Raw genomic sequence first — 22,779 nt, forward strand, 5'->3', positions numbered from 1 at the left:
TGAGACCGCAGGGGGCTGCTGCGCAGCCCATCGCGACGCAAGGCCGCTCCCACAAGTACCGCGTTTGCGCAGCGACCCCGAAATCTCGATCAGAGTACCGCCTTCGGATAGGACCCCAGTACCTTCAGCGCCACGGCCTCCTGGCTGATCTGCTCCAGCACCGCCTTGATCAGCGGGTCGCGGTGGTGGCCGACGAAGTCGATGAAGAACACGTAGGTCCACTTGCCACTGCGCGAAGGACGGGTCTCGATGCGGGTCAGGTCGATGCCGTTCTCGTGGAACGGCACCAGCAGCTCGTGCAACGCACCTGGCTTGTTGCTCATGGAGACGATGATCGAAGTCTTGTCGTCGCCGGTCGGTGGCACTTCCTGGTTGCCGATCATGAGGAAGCGCGTGGAGTTATCCGGGCGATCCTCGATTTTCTCGGCCAAACGGGTCAGGCCATAGAGGTTGGCTGCCATGTCGCCGGCGATCGCCGCAGAGTTCCACTCGCCCTTGACCCGCTTGGCCGCCTCGGCGTTGCTGGACACCGCCACCCGCTCGACGTTCGGGTAGTGGGCATCCAGCCACTTGCGGCACTGGGCCAGGGACTGGGCGTGGGAGTAGATGCGGGTGATGCTGTCGGTCTTGGTATTCTCGCCCACCAGCAGGTGATGGTGGATGCGCAGCTCGACCTCGCCACAGATCACCATGTCGTGCTCGAGGAAGCTGTCCAGGGTGTGGCTGACCGCACCCTCGGTGGAGTTCTCCACCGGTACCACGCCAAAGTTCACGGCACCGGCCGCCACTTCGCGGAACACTTCGTCGATGGCCGCCATCGGCCTGCTGATCACGGCATGGCCGAAGTGTTTCATGGCCGCGGCCTGGGTGAAGGTCCCTTCTGGGCCCAGGTAGGCGACCTTGAGCGGCTCTTCCAGGGCCAGGCACGAGGACATGATCTCGCGGAACAACCGCGCCATCTCTTCATTGTCCAGCGGCCCCTTGTTGCGCTCCATCACGCGCTTGAGTACCGCGGCCTCGCGCTCGGGGCGGTAGAACACCGGTTTCTCGCCTTCGGCCAGGGAGGCGGTCTTGACCTTGGCCACTTCCTGGGCGCAACGGGCGCGTTCGCTGATCAGCTCGAGGATCTTCTCGTCGAGGCTATCGATGCGCACGCGCAGGGCCTTGAGCTCCTGGTCGGACATCAGCCGTGCTCCTTCTCGAATTCAGCCATGTAGGCCACCAGGGCGTCCACCGCCTCCAGGCCCAGGGCGTTGTAGATCGAGGCGCGCATGCCGCCGACCGAACGGTGGCCCTTGAGGTTGAGCAGGCCGCGGGCATCGGCGCCGGCCAGGAAGGCCTTGTCCAGGCGCTCGTCGGCCAGGCGGAACGGCACGTTCATCCAGGAGCGGGCATTGCTGCTGATCGGGTTGCTGTAGAACGCGCTGTCGTCGATGAAACCGTACAGGCGATCTTTCTTGGCGCGGTTGCGCTGCTCCATGGCCTCGACGCCACCCTGCTCCTTGAGCCATTCGAACACCAGGCCCGAGAGGTACCAGGAATAGGTGGCCGGGGTGTTGTACATCGAGCCGTTGTCGGCGGCGACCTTGTAGTCGAGCATGGTCGGGCAGCTGCTGCGGGCATGGCCGAGCAGGTCCTCGCGGACGATCACCACCACCAGGCCGCTGGGGCCGATGTTTTTCTGTGCACCCGCGTAGATCAGGCCGTACTGAGAGACGTCGATCGGGCGCGAGAGGATGTCGGAGGACATGTCGACCACCAGGGGCACATCACCGGTCTCGGGCACCCAGTCGAACTGCAAGCCGCCGATGGTCTCGTTGGACGCATAGTGAACGTAGGCAGCGCCCTTGGTCAGGTTCCACTCATTCTGGCCTGGGATAGCCAGGAAATCGTAGGGCTTGGCGCTGGCGGCGACGTTGATGTTGCCGAAACGGCGCGCCTCGTCGATGGCCTTCTTCGACCAGATGCCCGTCTCGATGTAATCAGCCGTGCCGCTTTCCGGCAGCAGGTTCAGCGGGATCTCGGCGAACTGCTGGCTGGCACCGCCCTGGAGGAACAGCACCTTGTAGTTGGAGGGGATGGACAGCAGGTCGCGCAGGTCCTGCTCGGCCTTCTCGGCGATGGCCACATAGTCGTCGCTGCGATGGCTCATTTCCATCACCGACAAGCCCTTGCCACGCCAGTCCAGCATCTCGGCCTGGGCACGCTTCAGGACAGCGTCGGGAAGCGCAGCAGGGCCTGCGCAGAAGTTAAAGGCTCGTTTGCTCACATCCACTCTCGCTCTAAACAGAACAAAAACCATTACATGGGTTAGCAGCGACCCTGTGGGAGCGGGCTTGCCCGCGAACACCGGCAAGGCCGGCGCCCTACACCGCAGCGTCTGCTTCGCGGGCAAGCCCGCCCCCCACAGGGCCAGGCTTTACCAGCTGTTATCAGTCAAACGGGGCGACCTTGGTCGCCCCGTCCGGGTGTAGCATTACTCCTGCGGCGCCTCTTCGGCCCCCGCATTGTCGTCCGCCGTCTCAGGCACGTCGACTTCGACGCCCTCCTCGTCCGCTTCGATGACGTCATCGAAATCGTCCTCGGACGGCTCCTGGATACGCTCCACGCCCACCAGGGTCTCGTCGGTGGCCAGCTTGATCAGGGTCACGCCCTGGGTGTTGCGGCCCAGGCTGGAGACCTCGCCGACACGGGTACGCACCAGGGTGCCCTGGTCGGAGATCAGCATGATCTCCTCGCCTTCCTGCACCTGGATGGCGCCGATCAGGTTGCCGTTGCGCCCCTTGGTACCCATGGCGATCACACCCTGGCCACCACGGCCGCGACGCGGGAACTTGGACAACGGCGTGCGCTTGCCGAAGCCGCGCTCGGAGGCGGTGAGGATCTGCGCGCCGGACTCGGGGATGAGCATGGAGATCACCTGCTGGCCCTTGCCCAAGCGCATGCCGCGCACGCCGCGGGCGTTACGGCCCATCTCGCGGACCGCGCTCTCGGCGAAGCGGATCACCTTGCCGGCGTCGGAGAACATCATGACTTCCTTGGCACCGTCGGTGATGGCCGCGGCGATCAGGGTGTCGCCTTCCTTGAGCTTCAGGGCGATCAGGCCGCTGGAGCGCGGACGGGCGAACTGCACCAGCGGGGTCTTCTTCACGGTACCGGAGGCGGTGGCCATGAAGATGTAGGCGCCGGTCGGCTCGGCGGCCCATTCCGGGGTATCGCCGTCTTCCTCGTCGATATCCTCGGCCTCGACCAGTTCGCCTTCGATCACGCTGTCGTCGGCGTCGTCCAGGTCTTCCTCGGCATCGGCGCTCTGCTGCAGGGCCTCCAGGTCGACCTGCAGCATGGCGGTGATGCGCTCACCCTCCTCCAGCGGCAGCAGGTTGACCAGTGGGCGGCCGCGGGCGGCGCGGGACGCTTCGGGGATTTCGTAGGTCTTGAGCCAGTACACCTTGCCCTTGCTGGAGAACAGCAGCAGGGTCGCGTGGCTGTTGGCCACCAGCAGGTGCTCGATGTAGTCCTCGTCCTTCACGCCGGTGGCCGACTTGCCTTTGCCGCCACGGCGCTGGGCCTGGTAGGCGGACAGCGGCTGGGTCTTGGCGTAGCCGCCGTGGGAGATGGTCACCACGCGCTCTTCTTCCGGGATCATGTCGCCGTAGCTGAGGTCGTGGCTGGCGTTGAGGATCTCGGTGCGGCGCACGTCGCCGTATTCGGCACGGATCGCTTCGAGTTCCTCGCGGATCACTTCCATCAGGCGCTCGGCGCTGCTGAGGATGCGGATCAGTTCGCCGATCTGTTCGAGGATCTCCTGGTACTCGGCCAGCAGCTTCTCGTGCTCCAGGCCGGTCAGGCGATGCAGGCGCAGGTCGAGGATCGCCTGGGCCTGTTCCGGCGACAGGTAGTACTTGCCGTCGCGCAGGCCGTACTGCTCCGGAAGGTCTTCCGGGCGGCAGGACTCGGCACCGGCGCGCTCGACCATCACCTGCACGGCGCTGGATTCCCAGGCGGTGCTGACCAGGGCTTCCTTGGCCTCGGACGGGGTCGGCGAGGCCTTGATCAGGGCGATCACCGGGTCGATGTTGGACAGCGCCACCGCCTGGCCTTCGAGGATGTGGCCGCGCTCGCGAGCCTTGCGCAACTCGAACACGGTGCGGCGGGTCACCACTTCGCGGCGGTGACGGACGAACGCCTCGAGCAGGTCCTTGAGGTTGAGCAGGCGCGGGCGACCGTCGATCAGGGCGACGATGTTGATGCCGAACACGCTCTGCAGTTGGGTCTGGGCGTAGAGGTTGTTGAGCACCACCTCCGGCACCTCGCCACGGCGCAGCTCGATGACGATGCGCATGCCTTCCTTGTCGGACTCGTCGCGCAGCTCGGTGATGCCTTCGATCTTCTTCTCTTTCACCAGCTCGGCGATCTTCTCGATCAGCCGTGCCTTGTTCAGCTGGTAGGGCAGCTCGGTGATGACGAGCTGCTGGCGGCCGCCGGCCTTGTCGATGTCCTCGACCTCGGAGCGAGCACGCATGTAGATGCGGCCACGGCCGGTGCGATAGGCCTCGATGATGCCGGCGCGGCCGTTGATCAGGCCGGCAGTGGGGAAGTCAGGGCCGGGGATGAACTGCATCAGCTCGTCGACGGTGACCTCGGGGTTGTCGATCAGCGCCAGGCAGCCGTCGATGACCTCGCCGAGGTTGTGCGGCGGGATGTTGGTCGCCATGCCCACGGCGATACCGCTGGAGCCGTTGACCAGCAGGTTGGGGATCTTGGTCGGCATGACCGCCGGGATCTGCTCGGTGCCGTCGTAGTTGGGCACCCAGTCGACGGTTTCCTTGTGCAGGTCGGCCAGCAGTTCGTGGGCCAGCTTGGTCATGCGTACTTCGGTGTATCGCATGGCCGCGGCGTTGTCGCCGTCCACCGAACCGAAGTTGCCCTGACCGTCGACCAGCAGGTAGCGCAGCGAGAACGGCTGGGCCATGCGCACGATGGTGTCGTAGACCGCGATGTCGCCGTGGGGGTGGTATTTACCGATGACGTCACCGACCACACGGGCGGACTTCTTGTACGGCTTGTTCCAGTCGTTGCCCAGTTCGCTCATCGCGTACAGCACGCGGCGATGCACGGGCTTCAAGCCATCACGCGCATCGGGCAGCGCTCGCCCGACAATCACGCTCATCGCGTAGTCGAGGTAAGACTGTCTCAGTTCGTCTTCGATATTGACCGGGAGGATTTCTTTGGCCAGTTCGCCCATGAGAAGCCTGATTCCTTTTTCTGGTGAAACTTCGTCGTTTCCCTCGGAGGACGAACGAAGCTCGCCGCCGCAGCGCACAGTGGTGCGACGACTTACGACAAATCAATGAGTTGAGCCATGGATCTGCGCAATGAGAGCCGCTGCAATGGGCGGCCCTGGAAACTGTCGGATGGTATCACAAAGGCAGAGATCGAGCGACATGCTCGAAGCCTCCAGCGGCAAGCTGGAAACCCGCCGCTCAGTGCAACCGCTTGCGGCACATCAGTTGCGCCAGCTTCGCGGTGTCTGGCCGCTCGACCACACCTTTCTCGGTCACGATCACATCGACCAGGTCCGCCGGAGTCACATCGAACACCGGATTGAACACCTCGGCCTCGGCCGCCACCCGATTGCCGGCCACGTCCAGCAACTCATCGGCATCGCGCTCCTCCAGCGGGATGTCGTCGCCCGTGGCCAGGTTCAGGTCGATGCTGGTGCTCGGCGCCACCACCATGAAACGCACGCCATGGTGCATGGCGCTCACCGCCAGCTGGTAGGTGCCGATCTTGCTGGCCACGTCGCCATTGGCGGCGATGCAGTCGGCCCCCACCACCACCCAGGTGATGCCCTTGGTCTTCATCAGGTGGGCCATCGCCGCGTCGGCGAACAGCGTCGCGGGAATGCCCTCGCGAGCCAGCTCCCAGGCGGTCAGGCGCGAGCCCTGCAGCCAGGGACGGGTCTCGCTGGCGTAGACCCGCTCGACCATGCCCTCCAGATAGGCCGCGCGGATCACCCCCAGCGCGGTGCCGAAGCCACCGCTGGCCAGCGCGCCGGCATTGCCGTGGGTCAGCAAGGCCTGTTCGTTGCCCTGGTGCCGGCGGATCAGCTCGATGCCATGCTGGGCCATGGTCAGGTTGGCTTCGCGGTCGCTCTCGTGGATGGCCATCGCCTCGGCCTCCAGGGCTGCCAGCGCGTCTTCCTCGGCACGCAGGCGCTGCAGGCGTTCGCGCATGCGGTTGAGGGCCCAGAACAGGTTGGCAGCGGTCGGCCGCGCCTCGGCCAGGCAGAGGAAGTCCTCTTCCAGCGCCTGCTCCCAGTCGCCGCCCTCGGCCAGGCGCTGGCGCAAGGCCAGGACCAGGCCGTAGGCGGCACTGATGCCGATGGCCGGGGCGCCACGCACCGCCATGCCGCGGATCGCCTCGGCGACCGCCGCGACATCGGTGCAGGTCAGCCAGCATTCCCGGGACGGCAGCAAGCGCTGGTCGAGCAGGTGCAAGGCGCCGTCGTGCCAGCGGATGCCGGTCACCTTCTCCGCCGCCAAAAGTCGCTCACGCATCGCCTCTCCCCAACGTCCGGACATAAAAAGCGGACGATTATAGCGAGCCTCGGCCGCAGACGCTCGGGTATACTGCGCGTTCCGCCGAATCGCCCAGGTACCGCGCATGCCCACAGCCCCCTCCCCCCTCGACCTGCTGCTCGTTCCACAATGGCTGGTGCCCGTGGAACCGGCCGGTGTGGTGCTGGAGGGCCATGCGCTGGGCGTGCGCGACGGGCGGGTCGCCTGGATCGGCCCCCGCGAGCGGGCACCCCAGGCCCACGCGGTACGCGAGCTGCCCGACTGCCTGCTGTGCCCCGGCCTGGTCAACGCCCATGGTCACGCCGCCATGACCCTGCTGCGCGGGCTGGCCGACGACCTGCCGCTGATGACCTGGCTCGAGCAGCACATCTGGCCGGCCGAAGGCCGCTGGGTCGACGAAGGGTTCGTGCGCGACGGCACCGACCTGGCCATCGCCGAGCAACTCAAGGGCGGCATCACCTGCTTCGCCGACATGTACTTCTTCCCCCGGGAGGCCTGCGACCGGGTGCACCGCAGCGGCATCCGTGCCCAGGTCGCCGTGCCCCTGCTGGACTTCCCCATCCCCGGCGCACGCACGCCCGAGGAGGGCCTGCACCTGGCCATCGAGCTGTTCGGCGACCTGCGCCACCATCCGCGCATCAGCATCGCCCTGGGGCCGCACGCGCCCTACACGGTCAACGACGAGAACCTGGAGAAGATCCGCGTCATCGCCGACCAACTGGACGCGCCCCTGCACATGCACATCCACGAGACCGCCGGCGAGGTCGAGCGGGCCCTGGCCGAACGTGGCGAACGTCCACTGGCGCGCCTGGCCCGCCTCGGCCTGCTCGGCCCGCGCCTGCAGGCAGTGCACATGACCCAGGTCAGCGACGAGGACCTGGCCCTGCTGGTAGAAAGCGACACCAGCGTGGTGCACTGCCCCGAGTCCAACCTCAAGCTGGCCAGCGGCTTCTGCCCGGTCGAACGCCTGTGGCTGGCCGGGGTCAACGTGGCAGTAGGCACCGACGGCGCGGCCAGCAACAACGACCTCGACCTGCTCGGCGAAACCCGCACCGCGGCCCTGCTGGCCAAGGCGGTGGCGGGCTCGGCCACGGCCCTGGATGCCCATCGGGCGCTGCGCATGGCGACCCTCAACGGCGCCCGCGCCCTGGGCCTGGAGGCCGTCACCGGCTCGCTGGAGGTGGGCAAGGCCGCCGACCTGGTGGCCTTCGACCTGTCGGGCCTGGCCCAGCAGCCGGTACACGACCCGGTTTCGCAACTGATCTACGCAACAGGCCGCGACTGCGCGCGGCACGTCTGGGTGGCCGGCCAGCAATTGCTCGACGACCGCCGCCTGACCCGGATGGACGAACAGGCCCTGACGGCCACCGCCCGCGCCTGGGGCGCGCGCATCGCAGGCAAGGAATGACCGGCCGGCAGCCACGGCTGCCGCCCTGTGACACTTTTATCGAAGATTCAGAGGACTGTTCCATGAGCAACGTCGACCACGCCGAAATCGCCAAGTTCGAAGCCTTGGCCCACCGCTGGTGGGACCGCGAAAGCGAATTCAAGCCGCTGCACGACATCAACCCGCTGCGGGTCAACTGGATCGACGAGCGCGCCAGCCTCGCCGGCAAGAAGGTGCTGGACGTCGGCTGCGGCGGCGGCATCCTCAGCGAGGCCATGGCCCTGCGTGGCGCCACCGTCACCGGCATCGACATGGGCGAGGCGCCGCTGGCCGTAGCCCAGCTGCACCAACTGGAGTCGGGCGTGGAGGTCGAATACCGGCAAATCACCGCCGAGGCCCTGGCCGAGGAAATGCCCGGCCAGTTCGACGTGGTCACCTGCCTCGAGATGCTCGAGCACGTGCCGGATCCGTCCTCGGTGATCCAGGCCTGCCAACGCCTGGTCAAGCCCGGTGGCCAGGTGTTCTTCTCGACCATCAACCGCAACCCCAAGGCCTACCTGTTCGCCATCATCGGCGCCGAATACGTCATGAAGCTGCTGCCACGTGGCACCCACGACTTCAAGAAGTTCATCCGCCCCTCGGAGCTGGGCGCCTGGAGCCGCACTGCCGGCCTTGAAGTGAAGGACATCATCGGCCTGACCTACAACCCGCTGACCAAGCACTACAAGCTCAGCGGCGACGTCGACGTCAACTACATGATCCAGACCCTGCGCGAGGAATGAGCATGCGTTTGCGAGCAGTACTCTTCGACATGGACGGCACCCTGCTGGACACGGCGCCGGACTTCATCGCCATCTGCCAGGCCATGCTGGCAGAGCGCGGCCTGCCAGCCATCGATGACAAGCGCATCCGCGACGTGATCTCCGGCGGCGCCCGGGCGATGGTCGCGGCGACCTTCGCCATCGACCCTGAAGACGAAGGTTTCGAGGCCCTGCGCCTGGAGTTCCTCGAACGCTACCAGCGCGACTGCGCGGTGCACAGCCGCCTGTTCGACGGCATGGCCGAGCTGCTGGCCGACATCGAGAAAGGCAACCTGTTGTGGGGCGTGGTGACCAACAAGCCGGTGCGTTTCGCCGAGCCGATCATGCAGCGCCTGGGCCTGGCCGAGCGTTCGGCATTGCTGATCTGCCCGGACCACGTGAAGAACAGCAAGCCCGACCCGGAGCCGCTGATACTGGCCTGCAAGACACTGAACCTGGACCCGGCCAGCGTGCTGTTCGTCGGCGACGACCTGCGCGACATCGAGTCTGGCCGCGATGCCGGCACCCGCACGGCGGCGGTCCGCTACGGCTATATTCATCCTCAGGACAACCCCAACAACTGGGGCGCTGACGTGGTGGTGGACCACCCGCTGGAACTGCGCAAGGTGATCGACAGCGCGCTCTGCGGCTGCTGATTTTCAGCCGCAAGCTGCAAGCCACAAGAAAGAGTAAACCGTGCAGCACCCTAATGTCAGTCAGTTAAGCGGCGCTTTGTCATTTTTGGGGCCGCTTCGCGCCCCATCGCCGGCAAGCCGGCTCCCACAGGGACCGCGGCGACCACACATGATGCGGTTTGCACGGACAGTGTGGGAGCCGGCTTGCCGGCGATGGGGCGCGAAGCGGCCCCAAATGACAACTGAAAGTCTTAACTGACCGGCATTGTGCAGCACCCTGCTTTTTTGCAGCTTGCCGCTCCAACCCCAAGGACCCCGACATGTTCGACTACACCCCCCGCCCCGACCTGCTCAAGGGCCGGATCATCCTGGTCACCGGCGCTGGCCGCGGTATCGGTGCCGCAGCCGCCAGGGCCTATGCCGCCCTGGGCGCGACCGTGTTGCTGCTGGGCAAGACCGAGGCCAACCTCAACGAGGTCTACGACCAGATCGAGGCCGCGGGTCACCCACAGCCAGTGGTGATCCCGTTCAACCTGGAAACCGCCCTGCCCCACCAGTACGACGAGCTGGCGGTGATGATCGAGGAGCAGTTCGGCCGCCTCGACGGCCTGCTCAATAACGCTTCGATCATCGGCCCGCGCACGCCGCTGGAGCAGTTGTCGGGCGACAACTTCATGCGCGTGATGCACATCAACGTCAACGCCACCTTCATGCTGACCAGCACGCTGCTGCCGCTGCTCAAGCAATCCGAGGACGCCTCGGTGGTGTTCACCTCCAGCAGCGTCGGGCGCAAGGGCCGCGCCTACTGGGGGGCCTATGGGGTATCGAAGTTCGCCACCGAAGGGCTGATGCAGACCCTGGCCGACGAACTGGAAGGTGTCGCCCCGGTACGGGCCAACAGCATCAACCCAGGCGCCACCCGCACCGCCATGCGCGCCCAGGCCTACCCTAGCGAGAACCCACAGAACAACCCGCTGCCCGAGGAGATCATGCCGGTCTACCTGTACCTGATGGGGCCGGACAGCGCCGGGGTGAATGGGCAGGCGTTCGACGCGCAATAGGGCATTGGGGCCTTGGCAAAGGCAGGCCCCCTGGCCTCACCCCGCCGCCAACGCCGGCCGCGCCCTCCCTGGCTGGCGCTGTTTCTCCAACTGCATGCAATGCTCCAGAAACAGGTACATGCAGTCATAGCTCTTGCAGATCGCCTTGCGCAGTTCGTCGCGCAAGGCCGGCGCCGGGCGCTCGCCCACCAGCGTGCAGATGATCTCCAGCGCCTCCCACGGGTGGGCATCGTCGTACTGGGCATGCATCCTCAGCCACTTCATGGCGCGCTTGCGCTGGTCCTCGGGAAAGCCCAGGGCGTAGGTGTCGGACGAACAGACAAGCGCCGCCCACTCCCCCGTCGCCCCCTCGATGGCGTAGTTGGTGGCAGCCATGGCGATCGCCAGGGGCTCGGTGGTACACACCCGCCAGCACCAGTCGTTGAGGGCATTGAGCTGGGGCGCCACCTCCTGGGCCTGCAGCTCGGCCAAGCTGATGCCATGGGCTTGGCACCAGTGCAGCCAGTAGTCGGCATGGTTGAGCTCGACCCGGATGTTGCGCATCAGCCAACGCCGCGCCATGTCCTCGCCCGGGTGGCGGGCATAGCGGGTCTTGGTCAGGTTGTGGGCCATGTACAGGGAGAACTGCTCGACCACCGGCCAGCCCCCGACCAGGTACTGGCGCAGGGTCGCAGGCCTTAGCCGGCCATCGCGCAGGCGCTGGTAGAGCTCGTGCCCCACCACCCGCTGCTTGCTTTCATGGCATCGCTCGAGCAGTTGCTGGGCCCAGTCGGGATAGCTGGCAGGGTCCATCAGCGGCCCGATCCGTACGAATGCGTCCATCACTTTCAGCTCCTTAGGTTCCTTGTGATTTTCCGGACAGGTGTTTCAGCGAAAGGTCCCAGGCGCCCGGTGTAACAGGGGCTTCGCGGCAATCCGTTGGCGCTGCAGGCTGTCGCAGGTGAACACCTGCGGGCGCTCGATCAGGTAGCCCTGGGCGTAGTCCACGCCGATCTCCTGCAGCGCCTGCTCGATCAATGGCGTCTCGACGAACTCGGCAATGGTGCGCTTGCCCATGACGTGGCCGATATGATTGATGACCTCGACCATGGCACGGTTGACCGGGTCATCCAGCATGTCCTTGACGAAACTGCCGTCGATCTTCAGGAAGTCTACGGGCAAGTGCTTCAGGTAGGCGAATGACGACATGCCCGCGCAGAAGTCGTCGAGGGAGAACCGGCAACCCAACCCCTTCAATTCGTTGATGAAGCGAATGGCACTGCCGAGGTTGGCGATGGCGATGGTTTCGGTGATCTCGAAACAGATCAGCCGTGGCGGTATGCCGAACTCGCCGAACAACCGCTGCAGGTATTCGAGGAAGTTGTCGTCGCCGATGCTCGACCCCGACAGGTTGATCGCGCACATCGCCAGCGGCCCCTCCCGGCCTTCGTCCAGGCACTGGCGGATGACCTGGAACACATTGCGCACTACCCAGCGGTCCAGGGCAGTCATCAAGCCATAGCGCTCGGCAGCGGGGATGAAGCTGTCGGGCAGGATGGTGCGGCCGCTTTCGTCGTGCAGGCGCAGCAGGATCTCCACATGGCCCGGCCCCTCCAGGGCCTTGAGCGGGGCGATCTCCTGGGCGTAGAGGCAGAAGCGGTTTTCTTCCAGAGCCAGATGCAGGCGCTGGATCCAGGCCATCTCGCCAAAGCGCAGGGACAGCTCGCTGTCGTCGGCATGGTACACCTGGACCCGGTTGCGTCCTTTCTCCTTGGCCATGTAGCAGGCCATGTCGGCAGCGCGCAGGGATGCCTCCAGGGTGCCCGGTGCCTGGGTGACATGCACCAGGCCGATACTCACGGTGGTGACGAACGGCCGCCCCTTCCAGACGAAGTGCAGGCTCTGTACGCTCTGGCGCAGTTGTTCGGCAATGCGTTCGGCATGCTCCGGCGGACAGTTCACCAGCAGGACGCCGAACTCGTCGCCCCCCAGCCGCGCCAGGGTATCGCCCTCGCGCAGGCCAGCCTGCAACACCGCACAGATATGCCGCAGCAGCTCGTCGCCGGCGGCATGGCCACAGGTGTCGTTGACCAGCTTGAACTGGTCCAGGTCGAGAAACATCAGCGAATGCCGCCCGCTCTGGCGCGCCAGGCCATTGAGCGCCTGCTCCAGGCGATATTCGAACTCGCGACGGTTGGCCAGGCCGGTCAGGGCATCGTGGGTCGCCTGCCAGGACAGGTTGGCGATGTACTGGCGCTCCTGGGTCATGTCGTGCAGGGCCAGCACGATACCGCTGACCTGGCCATCGGTGAGGATCGGCGAACCGACCAGGTTGATCGACACCGTGCTGCCGTCCAGGCGCTGGATCAGCCGGGCATGCTCCGAGTCCCCTTTCAGGCTGCCGCTGAGGACCTGCTCGACCAGGGTACGGCTGTCGTGCTCGGCCTGCTCGTCGACCAGGCTGAACAAGGCCGCCAGCGGCAGGCCCTGGGCATGGCCGGCCTGCCAGTGGGTCAACTGCTCGGCGGCCGGGTTCATGTAGACGATGCAGCCCTCGACATCGGTGGTGATCACCGCGTCACCGATCGATTGCAGGGTGATCTGCGCCCGCTCCCGCTCTGCCTGCAAGGCCGTGGCGAAGGCCTGGCGCTGGGCCAGCAACTTGCCCGAACGCCGCCAGGCCAGGGCGATGAGGAACAGCGCGGTGGCCAGGTTAGTGATCAGCAACACCCGCAACAACATCCGCGAGCCCTCTCCCAGCGCATCGCTGAATGCCTTGGAGGCTGGGGTCACGCCTTCGTTGATGGCGACGATACGCGCCTTCCAGGCGTCCACCTGGTGCGCAGGGACCTGGCCCTGGGCGAAGCCGTCACGCATCTCCGTGGCGAGGGTGTCCAGCTGGCGCAGGTAGTCGTCGCCGATATCCCAGTAGGCGATGGCCGTTTCCATGTAGCTGATGTGGCGGAAGTTGCGGTAGAACCAGATGATCCGATCGACATCGTCCGGATGGTTGCCGCCCTGCAGGATACCGTTGCGCGCCGCCACCAGGTCGGGGCTGGCCTGATCCAGCGCCAGGCGCAGCTCATGGTCGCCCTGGGGCACGGCGATGGCCTGCCGGTAGCGCTGGAACATGCGCTCGTCGCGGTTGTCGGCGTACCGGTCGAGGTAGTAGATGGCGTCCTTCTGCGCCTTGGACCACAGGCTTTCGCCGGCCACGTAGGCGCGTACCGCCGACAAGGCATAGAGGCTGATGCTGCCGAGCAGCACCTGGAAGACCACGATGGCGATGAATGGCCAGATGATGCCCAGCAACCTGGGGGCTTCGAGTGTGCGAGTTCCCTTCATGTAGTCCCTGTCGTAGAGCGGATCAGACTGGGTCGATCCAGACAAGCACAGCGTAGGCGATTTGCCACGGTTTTGAAGGGCTTTTTGCTGGCCTGCGCTGGCTCATTCGGGGCGATCCGGCAAACTCGCTCGAGCCGTTCACAACATTCGACGTCCATTTGGGGCCGCATCGCGCCCCACTGCCAGGCATGCAGGGTCTAGCCCCAGGAACCTCAGCTCTGCTGCAAATGCCCATACAGCTTGGCGTACAACCCGCCCTCGGCGATCAGTTGCTGGTGATCGCCCTCCTCGGCGACGTGCCCGCCATCGAACACCAGCACCCGGTCGGCCTGCTTCACCGCCGACAGGCGGTGGGCGATGATCAGTGTGGTGCGGCCGCTGAGAAAGCGCGCCAGGGCCTGGTGCAGGTTGTATTCGGTGGCGGCGTCGAGGGCCGAGGTGGCTTCGTCGAGGATCACCACCTTGGGCTCGGCCAGCACCATGCGGGCGATCGCCAGGCGCTGGCGCTGGCCGCCCGACAGCCGTACCCCGGAACGCCCCACCACGCTGTCCAGCCCCTGGGGCAACGCAGCGATGGTGGCGTCCAGCTGGGCGATGCGCAGCGCCTGCCAGCAGGCGTCGTCGCTGCACTCGCGACCCATGGTCAGGTTGGCGCGCACGCTGTCGTTGAACAGCGCCGGATGCTGCAGCACCACCGCGACGTTCTCGCGCAGGGTCTCCAGGCCGATCTCCTGGAGGCTGGCGCCACCGAAGCGGATGGTCCCGCCCTGGGCGCTGTACAACCCCAGCAGCAATTGCACCAGGGTGCTCTTGCCACCACCGCTGGCGCCGACGATGGCCACCTTCTCGCCCGGGGCGATGGACAAGTCCAGGTGCTCCAGCACCGGCTCTTCGGCATAGGCGAAACGCAGGTCGCGCACCTCGATGCCGACCGTCTCGCGCCCGGCGAACGGGTCGCTGGCGGCCGGGTAGCGCGGCTCGTCGGCCCGCGCCAGCAGTTCGTTGAGCCGGCTCAGGGCGCCGCCGGCGGCGTAGTAGGCATACTGCAGGTTGAGCAGTTGTTCGACCGGCCCGATCATGAACCACAGGTAGCTGAACACCGCCAGCATCTGGCCGATGGACAGGTCGGAGAACAGCACCGTGAGCATGGCCGCGGCCCGGAAGATATCGATGCCGAACTGGAACAGCAGGCCACTGGCACGCCCGCTGGCGTCGCTCTTCCATTGCGAGGCCACGGCATAGTCGCGCACTTCACGGGCGCGCAGGCCAAGACGGCCGAGGAAATAGCCCTGGCGGTTGCCGGCGCGGATCTCCTGGATGGCATCGAGGGTCTCGGCCAGGGCCTGGGTGAAACGCGCAGTGCTGTCGTTCTCCAGCTTCTTCAAGTGCTTGACGCGCTTGCCCAACTGCACGGTGAAGTAGATCACCAGCGGGTTGAACAGCAGGATCAGCAGGGCCAGTTGCCAATGCATCCAGATCAGGATCGCAGCGGTGCCGGTCAGGGTCAGCACGGCGACCAGGAAACGGCTCAAGGTCTCGCCGACGAACTTGTCCAGGGTGTCCAGGTCGGTGACCAGGTGCGTGGTCACCGTGCCGCTGCCCAGGCTCTCGTACTCCTTGAGGGAAATGCGTTTGAGCCGCTCGATCAAGCGGATGCGCAGGCGGTAGACGATGTCCTTGGCCAGGCCGGCGAACAGCTTGGCCTGGACCACGTTGAAGGCCAGCGCGGCCAGGCGCAGCCCGAGCGTGGCCACGAGCATCAGGCCGATATAGCCGGCTGCCACCTGCCAGCCGGTCGGCAACAGGTGATTCATCCATTTCAGCGCCGCATCGCCATGCCCCAGCAGCACTTCGTCCACCAGCAGGGGCAGCAACAAGGGGATCGGCACGCTGCACAGGGCTGCGAGCACCGCCACCAGGTTGGCGCTCCACAGGGCTTTGCGGTGATGCAGGGCCAGGCGGCGGATTTCCGCCCAGCTCAATCGATCGGCCACGGCGGGGGCGCTCCCCGGCACAGGGTCGGACGACCCTGGCAGGTCAAGCACAGACGGCCTGCTGCAGCCAGCGGCCGAGCAAGGGCTGCAAGCGCTCGAGCGGCTGGTAGCCATTGGTCAGCAGGGCCAGCTGGCCGTTGCGCTCGGCCAGCAGGGTCGGGAAGCCGGCGATACCCAGGCCCTGCACCCAGCTGAAGTCGGCCGCGGTGGCGGCGCGCGTCTCGGCGTGGGAGAAGGCCTCGGCGAAACGCCCGCGGTCGAAGCCGCAACGCTCGGCCAGCGCTACCAGTTGCGGGGCACAGGTGATGTCCACGCCCTGCTCGTAGAAGGCCTGCTGGATCAGTGCCAGCAACGACCAGGTGCGCTCGGCGTCGAGTTCACGGGCCGCGACCAGGGCGCGGCAGGCGGGCTCGGTGTCGTAGACGAAGCCATCGGGCATGGCGCCCTCGAAACGAAACGCCTGGCCGGTGGCCTCGGCCACTGCCTGCCAATGCTCGAGGATGTAGCGACGGGTCGCGGCATCCAGGGCGCTGCCGCCGGAGCGCAAACCACCGGGCACCAGGCGCGTTGGCACGCCGGCCTCGCGCGCCTGGGCGATCAGCGTCTCGGCCACCGGCGCGAAGCCCCAGCACCAGGAGCACATCGGGTCCATCACATAGAGCAGGCGTGCGGACATGCGTCAGGCCTCGGCTTTGTAGTTGTAACCGATCGGGTGGGGCTGGTTGCGCGCCTTGGCCAGCTCGATCTGCTTCTGCCGGTCGATGGCGCTGCGCCGGGTCTTCTCGCTCAGGCTGTCCCAGCAGTGCGGACAGCTGATGCCTGGCGAATAGTGCTCGGACGCACGGTCCTCCACGCTGATCGGATGGCGGCAGGCATGGCACTGGTCGTAGTCGCCTTCGGACAGGTCATGGCGCACCGTGACGCGGTTGTCGAAGACGAAGCAGTCGCCGTCCCAGAGGCTTTCTTCCTGAGGCACTTCTTCGAAGTATTTCAGGATGCCACCCTTGAGATGATAGACCTCCTCGAAGCCTTCGCCGAGCATGTAGCTGGAGGCTTTCTCGCAACGGATGCCGCCGGTGCAGAACATCGCCACCTTCTTGTGCTTGCTGGGGTCGAAGTTGGCCTTGATGTACTCGGGGAACTGACGGAAGGTCTCGGTCTTCGGGTCGATGGCGCCCTTGAAGGTGCCGATGGCCACTTCGTAGTCGTTGCGGGTGTCGATCAGCAGCACTTCAGGGTCGCTGATCAGGGCGTTCCAGTCCTTCGGCTCGACGTAGGTACCGACCTTGTGATTGGGGTCCACGCCCGGCACGCCGAGGGTGACGATCTCTTTCTTGAGCTTGACCTTGGTGCGGTAGAACGGCTGCTCGTCGCAATAGGATTCCTTGTGGTCGACATCCACCAGGCGCGGGTCGCTACGCAGCCAGGCGAGCAGCGCGTCGATGCCTTCGCGGGTGCCCGAGACCGTACCGTTGATACCTTCGACGGCCAGCAGCAGGGTGCCTTTGACGCCGTTGTCGAGCATGGTCTTGAGCAGTGGCTCGCGCAGTTCGACGTAGTCTTCCAGGGTGACGAACTTGTACAGCGCCGCCACGACGATAGCTTGGGTCATGAAACGATTCTCCAGGTGGTCGCCCTCGCAAAGGGCGGACCGGATGACAGGTGGTGCGGGTTGGTTCGGGGCGCGGTGCGCCCCTTTCGCGACACAAAGCCGCTCCTCCAGGTACCGCGCGGTACCTGGAGGAGCGGCTTTGTGTCGCGAAAGGACCGCGCAGCGGCCCCGATAATCGACGCGGGAGTCTACCAGAATCCCGGAAAGGATTCAGTGCCCGCCGCCAGCGCACACCGGCGATGCCGGCGCTGCGCCGACCTGGGCCCACTCCTCGGGCGTGTAGGTATGGATCGCCAGGGCGTGAATCTGGCTCATCAGCTCAGCCATGGTGGCGTAGACCTTCTGGTGGCGCTTGACGCTGTTCAGGCCCTCGAACTGCTCGCTGACGATCACCGCCTTGTAGTGGGTTTCCTGGCCACGGCTGTGCATGTGGCTCTCGTCGAGCACTTCCAGATGGCGTGGGCCGAGGGCAGCCAGTTGCTGCTCGATGCGTTGCTGCATGCTCATGGGTGTCGCACTCACTTCTTCGCTGGCGCGGCCTTGCCGGCGTTCGGGTCGAGTTCCTTGGTCATGTCCTCGAGCAGCTTGTTGACCACCGGTACCGCCGGCTCCAGCTTGGCCTGGGTCAGCTGGGCCGACTGCTGGGTAACCTTGGGCATCTCGCGCATGACCTTGCGGCCCAGCGGCGACTCATAGAACTTGACCAGGTCCTTGAGCTCGGCCTCGGTGAAGGTGTCGGTGTACAGCTTGACCATGTCGGGCTTGATCTTGCTCCAGCCGATGGCGTTGTCCAGGGCGGCATTGGCCTTGGCCTGGTAGCTCTCCAGCACGGCCTGCTTGGAGGTCGGCGCCTTGGTCTGGGCGAAACGCTGGGCGAACATCTGCTGCACCTGCATGTACACCGGGGTGCCCAGCTTGTCGGCATTGGCCAGGACCAGGAATTTTTCTGCGCTGGCGTTGTGGCTGGCGGTGGCGGCGAGGACCTGGCCGCTGGCACAGACCAGGGCGACGGCGGCGCAGAGGGCACGGAGACGGGTCATTGCAATTCCTTCATGAGAGAGGGAGGCGGATACCTCAGAGTAGAGCATTCTGCGCCGCGGCGGGCGCCCTGCTCAAGTGGCACGACGAGCGATGGAACCGCTCTGTCGAATCAGGGCCTAAACTGCGGTTTCGAACCCGCAAAGGAGTGAACGCAGCATGAGCCGTATCGAGACAGACAGCCTGGGCCCGGTCGAAGTTCCAGAGGACGCCTACTGGGGCGCGCAGACCCAGCGTTCGCTGATCAACTTCGCCATCGGCAAGGAGCGCATGCCCCTGGCCGTGCTGCATGCCCTGGCGCTGATCAAGAAAGCCGCGGCACGGGTCAACGACCGCAATGGCGACCTGCCGGCCGACATCGCCCGGCTGATCGAACAGGCTGCCGACGAAGTGCTCGCCGGCCAGCACGACGACCAGTTCCCGCTCGTCGTCTGGCAGACCGGTAGCGGCACCCAGAGCAACATGAACGTCAACGAGGTGATCGCCGGGCGCGCCAACGAACTGGCCGGCAAGGGCCGTGGCGGCAAGGCGCCAGTGCACCCCAACGACCACGTCAATCGCTCGCAGAGCTCCAACGACTGCTTCCCCACCGCCATGCACATCGCCGCGGTACAGGCGGTGCAGGAGAAACTCCTGCCGGCGATCGCCGAACTGTCCTCGGGGCTGGCGGAGCTGTCGGCGCGCCACCAGCACCTGGTCAAGACTGGCCGCACGCACATGATGGACGCCACGCCGATCACCTTCGGCCAGGAGGTGTCGGCCTTCGTCGCCCAGCTCGACTATGCCCAGCGGGCGATCCGTGCCACCCTGCCAGCGGTCTGCGAGCTGGCCCAGGGCGGGACCGCCGTGGGCACCGGCCTGAATGCCCCGCATGGCTTCGCCGAGGCCGTGGCCGCCGAGCTGGCGGCGCTGTCCGGGCTGCCGTTCGTCACCGCGCCGAACAAGTTCGCCGCCCTCGCCGGCCATGAGCCGCTGACCAGCCTGGCCGGAGCCCTCAAGACCCTGGCCGTGGCCCTGATGAAGATCGCCAACGACCTGCGTCTGCTCGGTTCCGGCCCACGCGCGGGGCTTGCCGAGGTGCGCCTGCCGGCCAACGAACCAGGCAGCTCGATCATGCCGGGCAAGGTCAACCCGACCCAGTGCGAGGCGCTCTCCATGCTGGCCTGCCAGGTGCTGGGCAACGACGCGGCGATCGGTTTCGCCGCCAGCCAGGGGCACCTGCAGTTGAACGTGTTCAAGCCGGTGATCATCCACAACCTGCTGCAGTCGATCGAGCTGCTGGCCGATGGCTGCCGCAACTTCCAGCAGCACTGCGTGGCCGGCATCGAGCCGGATGCCGAGCAGATGGCCGCGCACCTGGAGCGGGGGCTGATGCTGGTGACCGCGCTCAACCCGCACATCGGCTACGACAAGGCCGCGGAGATCGCCAAGAAGGCCTACAGCGAGGGCAAGACCCTACGCGAGGCGGCGCTGGAGTTGAAGTACCTGACCAATGAGCAGTTCGACCAGTGGGTAAGGCCGCAGAACATGCTCGCCCCCGGTGCCAAGGGCTGAGTCTTCGCCACCCTGGCCTAGCGTTCAGGGCCGTTTCGCGCCCCATCGCCGGCAAGCCGGCGATGGGTTGCAAAGCAGCCCCAGGATTACAGGCCTGACCGGCGTCGGTGCCGACCCGCGCTCAGTGCACCTGGGCCAACCGCGCCCGCCGGGCCCGCCATCCGGCCACCAGCGAAGGCCCCAGGGCCACCAGCGCCGACCCGACCACGACCGTCACCGCGCCGAGATAGCCCAGGGCATTGATGTCTTCGGCATGCACATACTCCGGCCACACCCAGGCCGCCACGGCCACCGCCACGAAGGTCACCAGCGGCGTCAGGGCCAGGGTCGCGCTGACCCGCGAGGCTTCCCAATGGGCCAGGGCCTCGGCGAACGCGCCGTAGGCCACGAGGGTGTTCAGGCAGCACGCCAGCAGCAACCAGCCCTGCATGGGGGTCAGTCGCAGCGCTTCGAGCGGGTGCACCCAGGGCGTCAGTAGCAAGGCGCAGCACAGGTAGATCACCATCATCACCTGCTGGGAATGCCAGACGGTCAGCAGTTGCTTCTGGCTCAGGGCGTAGAACACCCAGATGCTGGTCGCCAGGAGGATGGTCAGCACACCGGTGGTGTAGGTGCCCAGGGAGGTCAGCAGCTCTTCCAGGCGCTGGTTGAAGAACAGGCCGAAGCCCGCCAGCAGCACCAGCAACCCCAGGCCCTGCCCCAGGCTGAAGCGCTCCTTGAACACGAACACACTGGCCACCAGCAACAGCACCGGGCCGATCTGTACCACCAGTTGCGCGGTGCCGGGGCTGAGCAGGTTCAGCCCGACCAGGTAAAGCACGTAGTTACCCATCAGGCCGCACACAGCCAGCGCCACCAGCCCCTTGCCCTTGGGCCCGAGCTTGCCGAACGACGGCAACCGCCGGTTGGCCGCCAGCCAGGCGAACAGCAGGCTGCCGGAGACCAGCAGGCGATACCAGGTGACGGTCACCGGGTCCATCACCTGCAGGACCTGCTTGAGCTTGATCGGCAGGATGCCCCAGAGCAACGCGGTCAGAAGTGCCAGGAACAGGCCATAGACCCAGCGTCCGGAAGAAATGTGCATAACGTCCTCGATCTCAAGCCCTTTGGTGGGGGTGCTGAAATTCTAAGGGTTTGCTGTGATTGGCTGGCGGGAAGTGCCTGGAAAAGATTTCATCAGGTCATTCCCCCCAGGCATGGCAGGCGAGCTGCAAGCTTGAAGCTTGAAAGCGCGCCACGACTACTTCTTGTCGAATGCCGCTTCCAGCGCCTCGTTGATGGTGCGCAGTACCTTGACCCGCGCCCAGCGCTTGTCGTTGGCCTCGACCAAGGTCCAGGGCGCGATCTCGGTGCTGGTGCGATCGACCATGTCGCCCACCGCCTCGGCATAGACATCCCACTTGTCACGGTTGCGCCAGTCTTCCTCGGTGATCTTGTAGCGCTTGAAGGGAATCTGCTCGCGCTCCTCGAAACGCTCCAGCTGGGTCTGCGGGTCGATCGCCAGCCAGAACTTGACCAGCACCACGCCGGCGTTGCTCAACTGCTCCTCGAAATCGTTGATCTCGCCATAGGCGCGCATCCAGTCGGCGGGGGTGCAGAAGCCCTCGACCCGCTCCACCAGTACACGGCCATACCAGGAGCGGTCGAAGATGGTGAACTTGCCTCGCGCCGGGATGTGTCGCCAGAAGCGCCACAGGTAAGGCTGGGCGCGCTCCTCCTCGGTGGGCGCGGCGACCGGCACGATGCGGTACTGGCGCGGGTCGAGCGCGGCGGCGACGCGGCGGATCGCACCGCCCTTGCCTGCCGCGTCGTTACCCTCGAACACCGCCACCAGGGCGTGGCGGCGCATCTGCTTGTGGCGCAGCAGGCCGGCCAGGCGCGCCTGCTCGGTGACCAACTGCTCCTGGTAGTCGCGCTTGTCCAGGCGCTGGCTCAGGTCCAGCGCGCCGAGCAGGCTCTTCTGGTCGATGCTGCGGCCCAGGGGCGCGACGTTGCCCTTGTGCTTGCCCTTCGGCTCGCTGGCCAGGGCCGCCTGCAGGCTCTCCAGCAGGATGCGCCCCACCGCCAGGCTGCGGTAGTACGGGTCGACGCCTTCGATGATGTGCCAGGGTGCATAGTCGCGGCTGGTACGGCGCAGCACCCGCTCGCCGAAACGCACGAAGCGGTCGTAGGTCTGCGACTGCTGCCAGTCCAGCGGGCTGATGCGCCAACTGTGCAACGGGTCGTCCTTGAGCGCCTTGAGGCGAGCCTTCATCTGTTTCTTGGACAGGTGGAACCAGAACTTGATGATCAGCGCGCCCTCGTCGCAGAGCATCTGCTCCAGGCGCTCGGCCCCGGTGATGGCTTGATCGAGCACCGCGTCCTTGAACAGGCCATGGACCCGGCCTTGGAGCATCTGGCTGTACCAGTTGCCGAAGAATACCCCCATGCGCCCTTTCGGCGGCAACGCTCGCCAATAGCGCCAGGCCGGCGGCCGCGCCAGTTCCTCGTCGGTCTGCTGGTCGAAGGTGCGCACCTCGATCAGGCGGGGGTCCATCCACTCGTTGAGCAGCTTGACCGTCTCGCCCTTGCCGGCGCCCTCGACGCCGTTGATCAGCACGATCACCGGAAAGCGCGCCTGCTGCTTGAGTTCGTACTGGGCCTCGAGCAGCGCCTCGCGCAGGGCGGGCACTTCGGCGTCGAAAGCCTCCTTGTCGATGCTGTGGCCTATTTCGGCGGATTCGAACATGCTTGCCTGGGCTCCTTCAATGGATAAGCAAGACTAGCGGAAGTCGGGGCTGCAAGCTGCAAGCT

18 protein-coding genes are annotated in these 22,779 nt (G+C 66.0%); 5 read left to right on the top strand and 13 right to left on the bottom strand.

Going from position 1 to position 22,779, the window contains the following annotated elements; all coding sequences use genetic code 11:
• Positions 1 to 89: 89 nt before the first annotated feature.
• From pheA to mtnA, 4 genes are all read right to left on the bottom strand, one after another.
• A complete protein-coding gene (gene pheA, locus ACDI39_RS10115) occupies positions 90 to 1,184 on the bottom strand; it encodes a prephenate dehydratase (RefSeq protein WP_253081300.1) in 1,095 nt (364 codons plus the stop codon).
• Positions 1,184 to 2,269, bottom strand: a complete 1,086-nt coding sequence (serC, locus tag ACDI39_RS10120; protein ID WP_486538557.1) for a 3-phosphoserine/phosphohydroxythreonine transaminase — start codon at positions 2,267 to 2,269, stop codon at positions 1,184 to 1,186. The genes pheA and serC overlap by 1 nt, the downstream gene beginning before the upstream one ends.
• Before the next feature lie 207 nt (positions 2,270 to 2,476).
• Complete coding sequence (gyrA, locus tag ACDI39_RS10125) at positions 2,477 to 5,245, bottom strand: DNA gyrase subunit A (RefSeq protein WP_486538559.1); 2,769 nt, start codon at positions 5,243 to 5,245, stop codon at positions 2,477 to 2,479.
• A gap of 238 nt (positions 5,246 to 5,483) precedes the next feature.
• Positions 5,484 to 6,560 carry an S-methyl-5-thioribose-1-phosphate isomerase gene (gene mtnA / locus ACDI39_RS10130; RefSeq protein ID WP_486538561.1) on the bottom strand — a complete coding sequence of 359 codons (1,077 nt, stop codon included), beginning with the start codon at positions 6,558 to 6,560 and terminating at the stop codon, positions 5,484 to 5,486.
• A 106-nt stretch (positions 6,561 to 6,666) separates the two neighbouring features.
• Here mtnA and ACDI39_RS10135 point away from each other — a divergent pair, with 106 nt between their 5' ends.
• From ACDI39_RS10135 to ACDI39_RS10150, 4 genes are all read left to right on the top strand, one after another.
• On the top strand, positions 6,667 to 7,989 hold the full coding sequence (locus tag ACDI39_RS10135; RefSeq protein ID WP_486538563.1) for a TRZ/ATZ family hydrolase: 1,323 nt from the start codon (positions 6,667 to 6,669) through the stop codon (positions 7,987 to 7,989).
• 62 nt (positions 7,990 to 8,051) lie between these two features.
• A complete protein-coding gene (gene ubiG, locus ACDI39_RS10140) occupies positions 8,052 to 8,750 on the top strand; it encodes a bifunctional 2-polyprenyl-6-hydroxyphenol methylase/3-demethylubiquinol 3-O-methyltransferase UbiG (RefSeq protein ID WP_225788226.1) in 699 nt (232 codons plus the stop codon).
• Between the two features lie 2 nt (positions 8,751 to 8,752).
• Positions 8,753 to 9,424, top strand: coding sequence for an N-acetylmuramic acid 6-phosphate phosphatase MupP (gene mupP / locus ACDI39_RS10145; protein ID WP_225788227.1), 672 nt, complete (start codon positions 8,753 to 8,755; stop codon positions 9,422 to 9,424).
• A gap of 299 nt (positions 9,425 to 9,723) precedes the next feature.
• A complete protein-coding gene (locus ACDI39_RS10150; protein WP_225788228.1) occupies positions 9,724 to 10,464 on the top strand; it encodes a YciK family oxidoreductase in 741 nt (246 codons plus the stop codon).
• 36 nt (positions 10,465 to 10,500) lie between these two features.
• Here ACDI39_RS10150 and ACDI39_RS10155 read toward each other — a convergent pair whose 3' ends face one another.
• The 7 genes from ACDI39_RS10155 to ACDI39_RS10185 form a co-directional block, all read right to left on the bottom strand.
• A complete protein-coding gene (locus ACDI39_RS10155) occupies positions 10,501 to 11,289 on the bottom strand; it encodes an iron-containing redox enzyme family protein (RefSeq protein ID WP_253081791.1) in 789 nt (262 codons plus the stop codon).
• 42 nt (positions 11,290 to 11,331) lie between these two features.
• Positions 11,332 to 13,788, bottom strand: a complete 2,457-nt coding sequence (locus ACDI39_RS10160; RefSeq protein ID WP_225788230.1) for an EAL domain-containing protein — start codon at positions 13,786 to 13,788, stop codon at positions 11,332 to 11,334.
• Positions 13,789 to 14,000: 212 nt separating this feature from the next.
• Positions 14,001 to 15,833 (bottom strand): ABC transporter ATP-binding protein, encoded by a 1,833-nt coding sequence (locus ACDI39_RS10165; protein ID WP_253081789.1) that lies wholly within the window; start codon positions 15,831 to 15,833, stop codon positions 14,001 to 14,003.
• Positions 15,826 to 16,458: a DsbA family protein gene (locus ACDI39_RS10170; protein WP_486538568.1), complete on the bottom strand. Its 633-nt coding sequence runs from the start codon at positions 16,456 to 16,458 to the stop codon at positions 15,826 to 15,828. The genes ACDI39_RS10165 and ACDI39_RS10170 overlap by 8 nt, the downstream gene beginning before the upstream one ends.
• Before the next feature lie 3 nt (positions 16,459 to 16,461).
• Positions 16,462 to 17,394, bottom strand: coding sequence for an oxygen-dependent tRNA uridine(34) hydroxylase TrhO (gene trhO / locus ACDI39_RS10175; RefSeq protein WP_225788233.1), 933 nt, complete (start codon positions 17,392 to 17,394; stop codon positions 16,462 to 16,464).
• Between the two features lie 210 nt (positions 17,395 to 17,604).
• The gene (locus ACDI39_RS10180; protein WP_225788234.1) at positions 17,605 to 17,901 is read right to left on the bottom strand and encodes a BolA family protein; all 297 of its coding nucleotides are present in this window, start codon (positions 17,899 to 17,901) and stop codon (positions 17,605 to 17,607) included.
• A gap of 11 nt (positions 17,902 to 17,912) precedes the next feature.
• Positions 17,913 to 18,434 carry a DUF2059 domain-containing protein gene (locus tag ACDI39_RS10185; RefSeq protein WP_225788235.1) on the bottom strand — a complete coding sequence of 174 codons (522 nt, stop codon included), beginning with the start codon at positions 18,432 to 18,434 and terminating at the stop codon, positions 17,913 to 17,915.
• 157 nt (positions 18,435 to 18,591) lie between these two features.
• Here ACDI39_RS10185 and ACDI39_RS10190 point away from each other — a divergent pair, with 157 nt between their 5' ends.
• Complete coding sequence (locus tag ACDI39_RS10190) at positions 18,592 to 19,986, top strand: class II fumarate hydratase (protein ID WP_225788236.1); 1,395 nt, start codon at positions 18,592 to 18,594, stop codon at positions 19,984 to 19,986.
• Positions 19,987 to 20,107: 121 nt separating this feature from the next.
• Here ACDI39_RS10190 and ACDI39_RS10195 read toward each other — a convergent pair whose 3' ends face one another.
• Complete coding sequence (locus ACDI39_RS10195) at positions 20,108 to 21,070, bottom strand: DMT family transporter (protein ID WP_486538572.1); 963 nt, start codon at positions 21,068 to 21,070, stop codon at positions 20,108 to 20,110.
• Between the two features lie 156 nt (positions 21,071 to 21,226).
• On the bottom strand, positions 21,227 to 22,714 hold the full coding sequence (pap, locus tag ACDI39_RS10200; protein WP_225788238.1) for a polyphosphate:AMP phosphotransferase: 1,488 nt from the start codon (positions 22,712 to 22,714) through the stop codon (positions 21,227 to 21,229).
• Positions 22,715 to 22,779 lie beyond the last annotated feature (65 nt).

It is taken from the genome of Pseudomonas sp. Tun-23181 (assembly GCF_057415455.1).

What these genes read in the sequence shown, in the direction of transcription:
- mupP (WP_225788227.1), top strand. Translation starts at nt 8,753, where the DNA reads ATGCGTTTGCGAGCAGTACTCTTCGACATGGACGGCACCCTGCTGGAC.
- ACDI39_RS10180 (WP_225788234.1), bottom strand. Translation starts at nt 17,901, where the DNA reads ATGAGCATGCAGCAACGCATCGAGCAGCAACTGGCTGCCCTCGGCCCA.
- trhO (WP_225788233.1), bottom strand. Translation starts at nt 17,394, where the DNA reads ATGACCCAAGCTATCGTCGTGGCGGCGCTGTACAAGTTCGTCACCCTG.
- ACDI39_RS10160 (WP_225788230.1), bottom strand. Translation starts at nt 13,788, where the DNA reads ATGAAGGGAACTCGCACACTCGAAGCCCCCAGGTTGCTGGGCATCATC.
- pheA (WP_253081300.1), bottom strand. Translation starts at nt 1,184, where the DNA reads ATGTCCGACCAGGAGCTCAAGGCCCTGCGCGTGCGCATCGATAGCCTC.
- ACDI39_RS10185 (WP_225788235.1), bottom strand. Translation starts at nt 18,434, where the DNA reads ATGACCCGTCTCCGTGCCCTCTGCGCCGCCGTCGCCCTGGTCTGTGCC.
- ACDI39_RS10150 (WP_225788228.1), top strand. Translation starts at nt 9,724, where the DNA reads ATGTTCGACTACACCCCCCGCCCCGACCTGCTCAAGGGCCGGATCATC.
- gyrA (WP_486538559.1), bottom strand. Translation starts at nt 5,245, where the DNA reads ATGGGCGAACTGGCCAAAGAAATCCTCCCGGTCAATATCGAAGACGAA.
- ACDI39_RS10190 (WP_225788236.1), top strand. Translation starts at nt 18,592, where the DNA reads ATGAGCCGTATCGAGACAGACAGCCTGGGCCCGGTCGAAGTTCCAGAG.
- ACDI39_RS10195 (WP_486538572.1), bottom strand. Translation starts at nt 21,070, where the DNA reads ATGCACATTTCTTCCGGACGCTGGGTCTATGGCCTGTTCCTGGCACTT.
- mtnA (WP_486538561.1), bottom strand. Translation starts at nt 6,560, where the DNA reads ATGCGTGAGCGACTTTTGGCGGCGGAGAAGGTGACCGGCATCCGCTGG.
- ACDI39_RS10135 (WP_486538563.1), top strand. Translation starts at nt 6,667, where the DNA reads ATGCCCACAGCCCCCTCCCCCCTCGACCTGCTGCTCGTTCCACAATGG.
- ubiG (WP_225788226.1), top strand. Translation starts at nt 8,052, where the DNA reads ATGAGCAACGTCGACCACGCCGAAATCGCCAAGTTCGAAGCCTTGGCC.
- pap (WP_225788238.1), bottom strand. Translation starts at nt 22,714, where the DNA reads ATGTTCGAATCCGCCGAAATAGGCCACAGCATCGACAAGGAGGCTTTC.
- ACDI39_RS10170 (WP_486538568.1), bottom strand. Translation starts at nt 16,458, where the DNA reads ATGTCCGCACGCCTGCTCTATGTGATGGACCCGATGTGCTCCTGGTGC.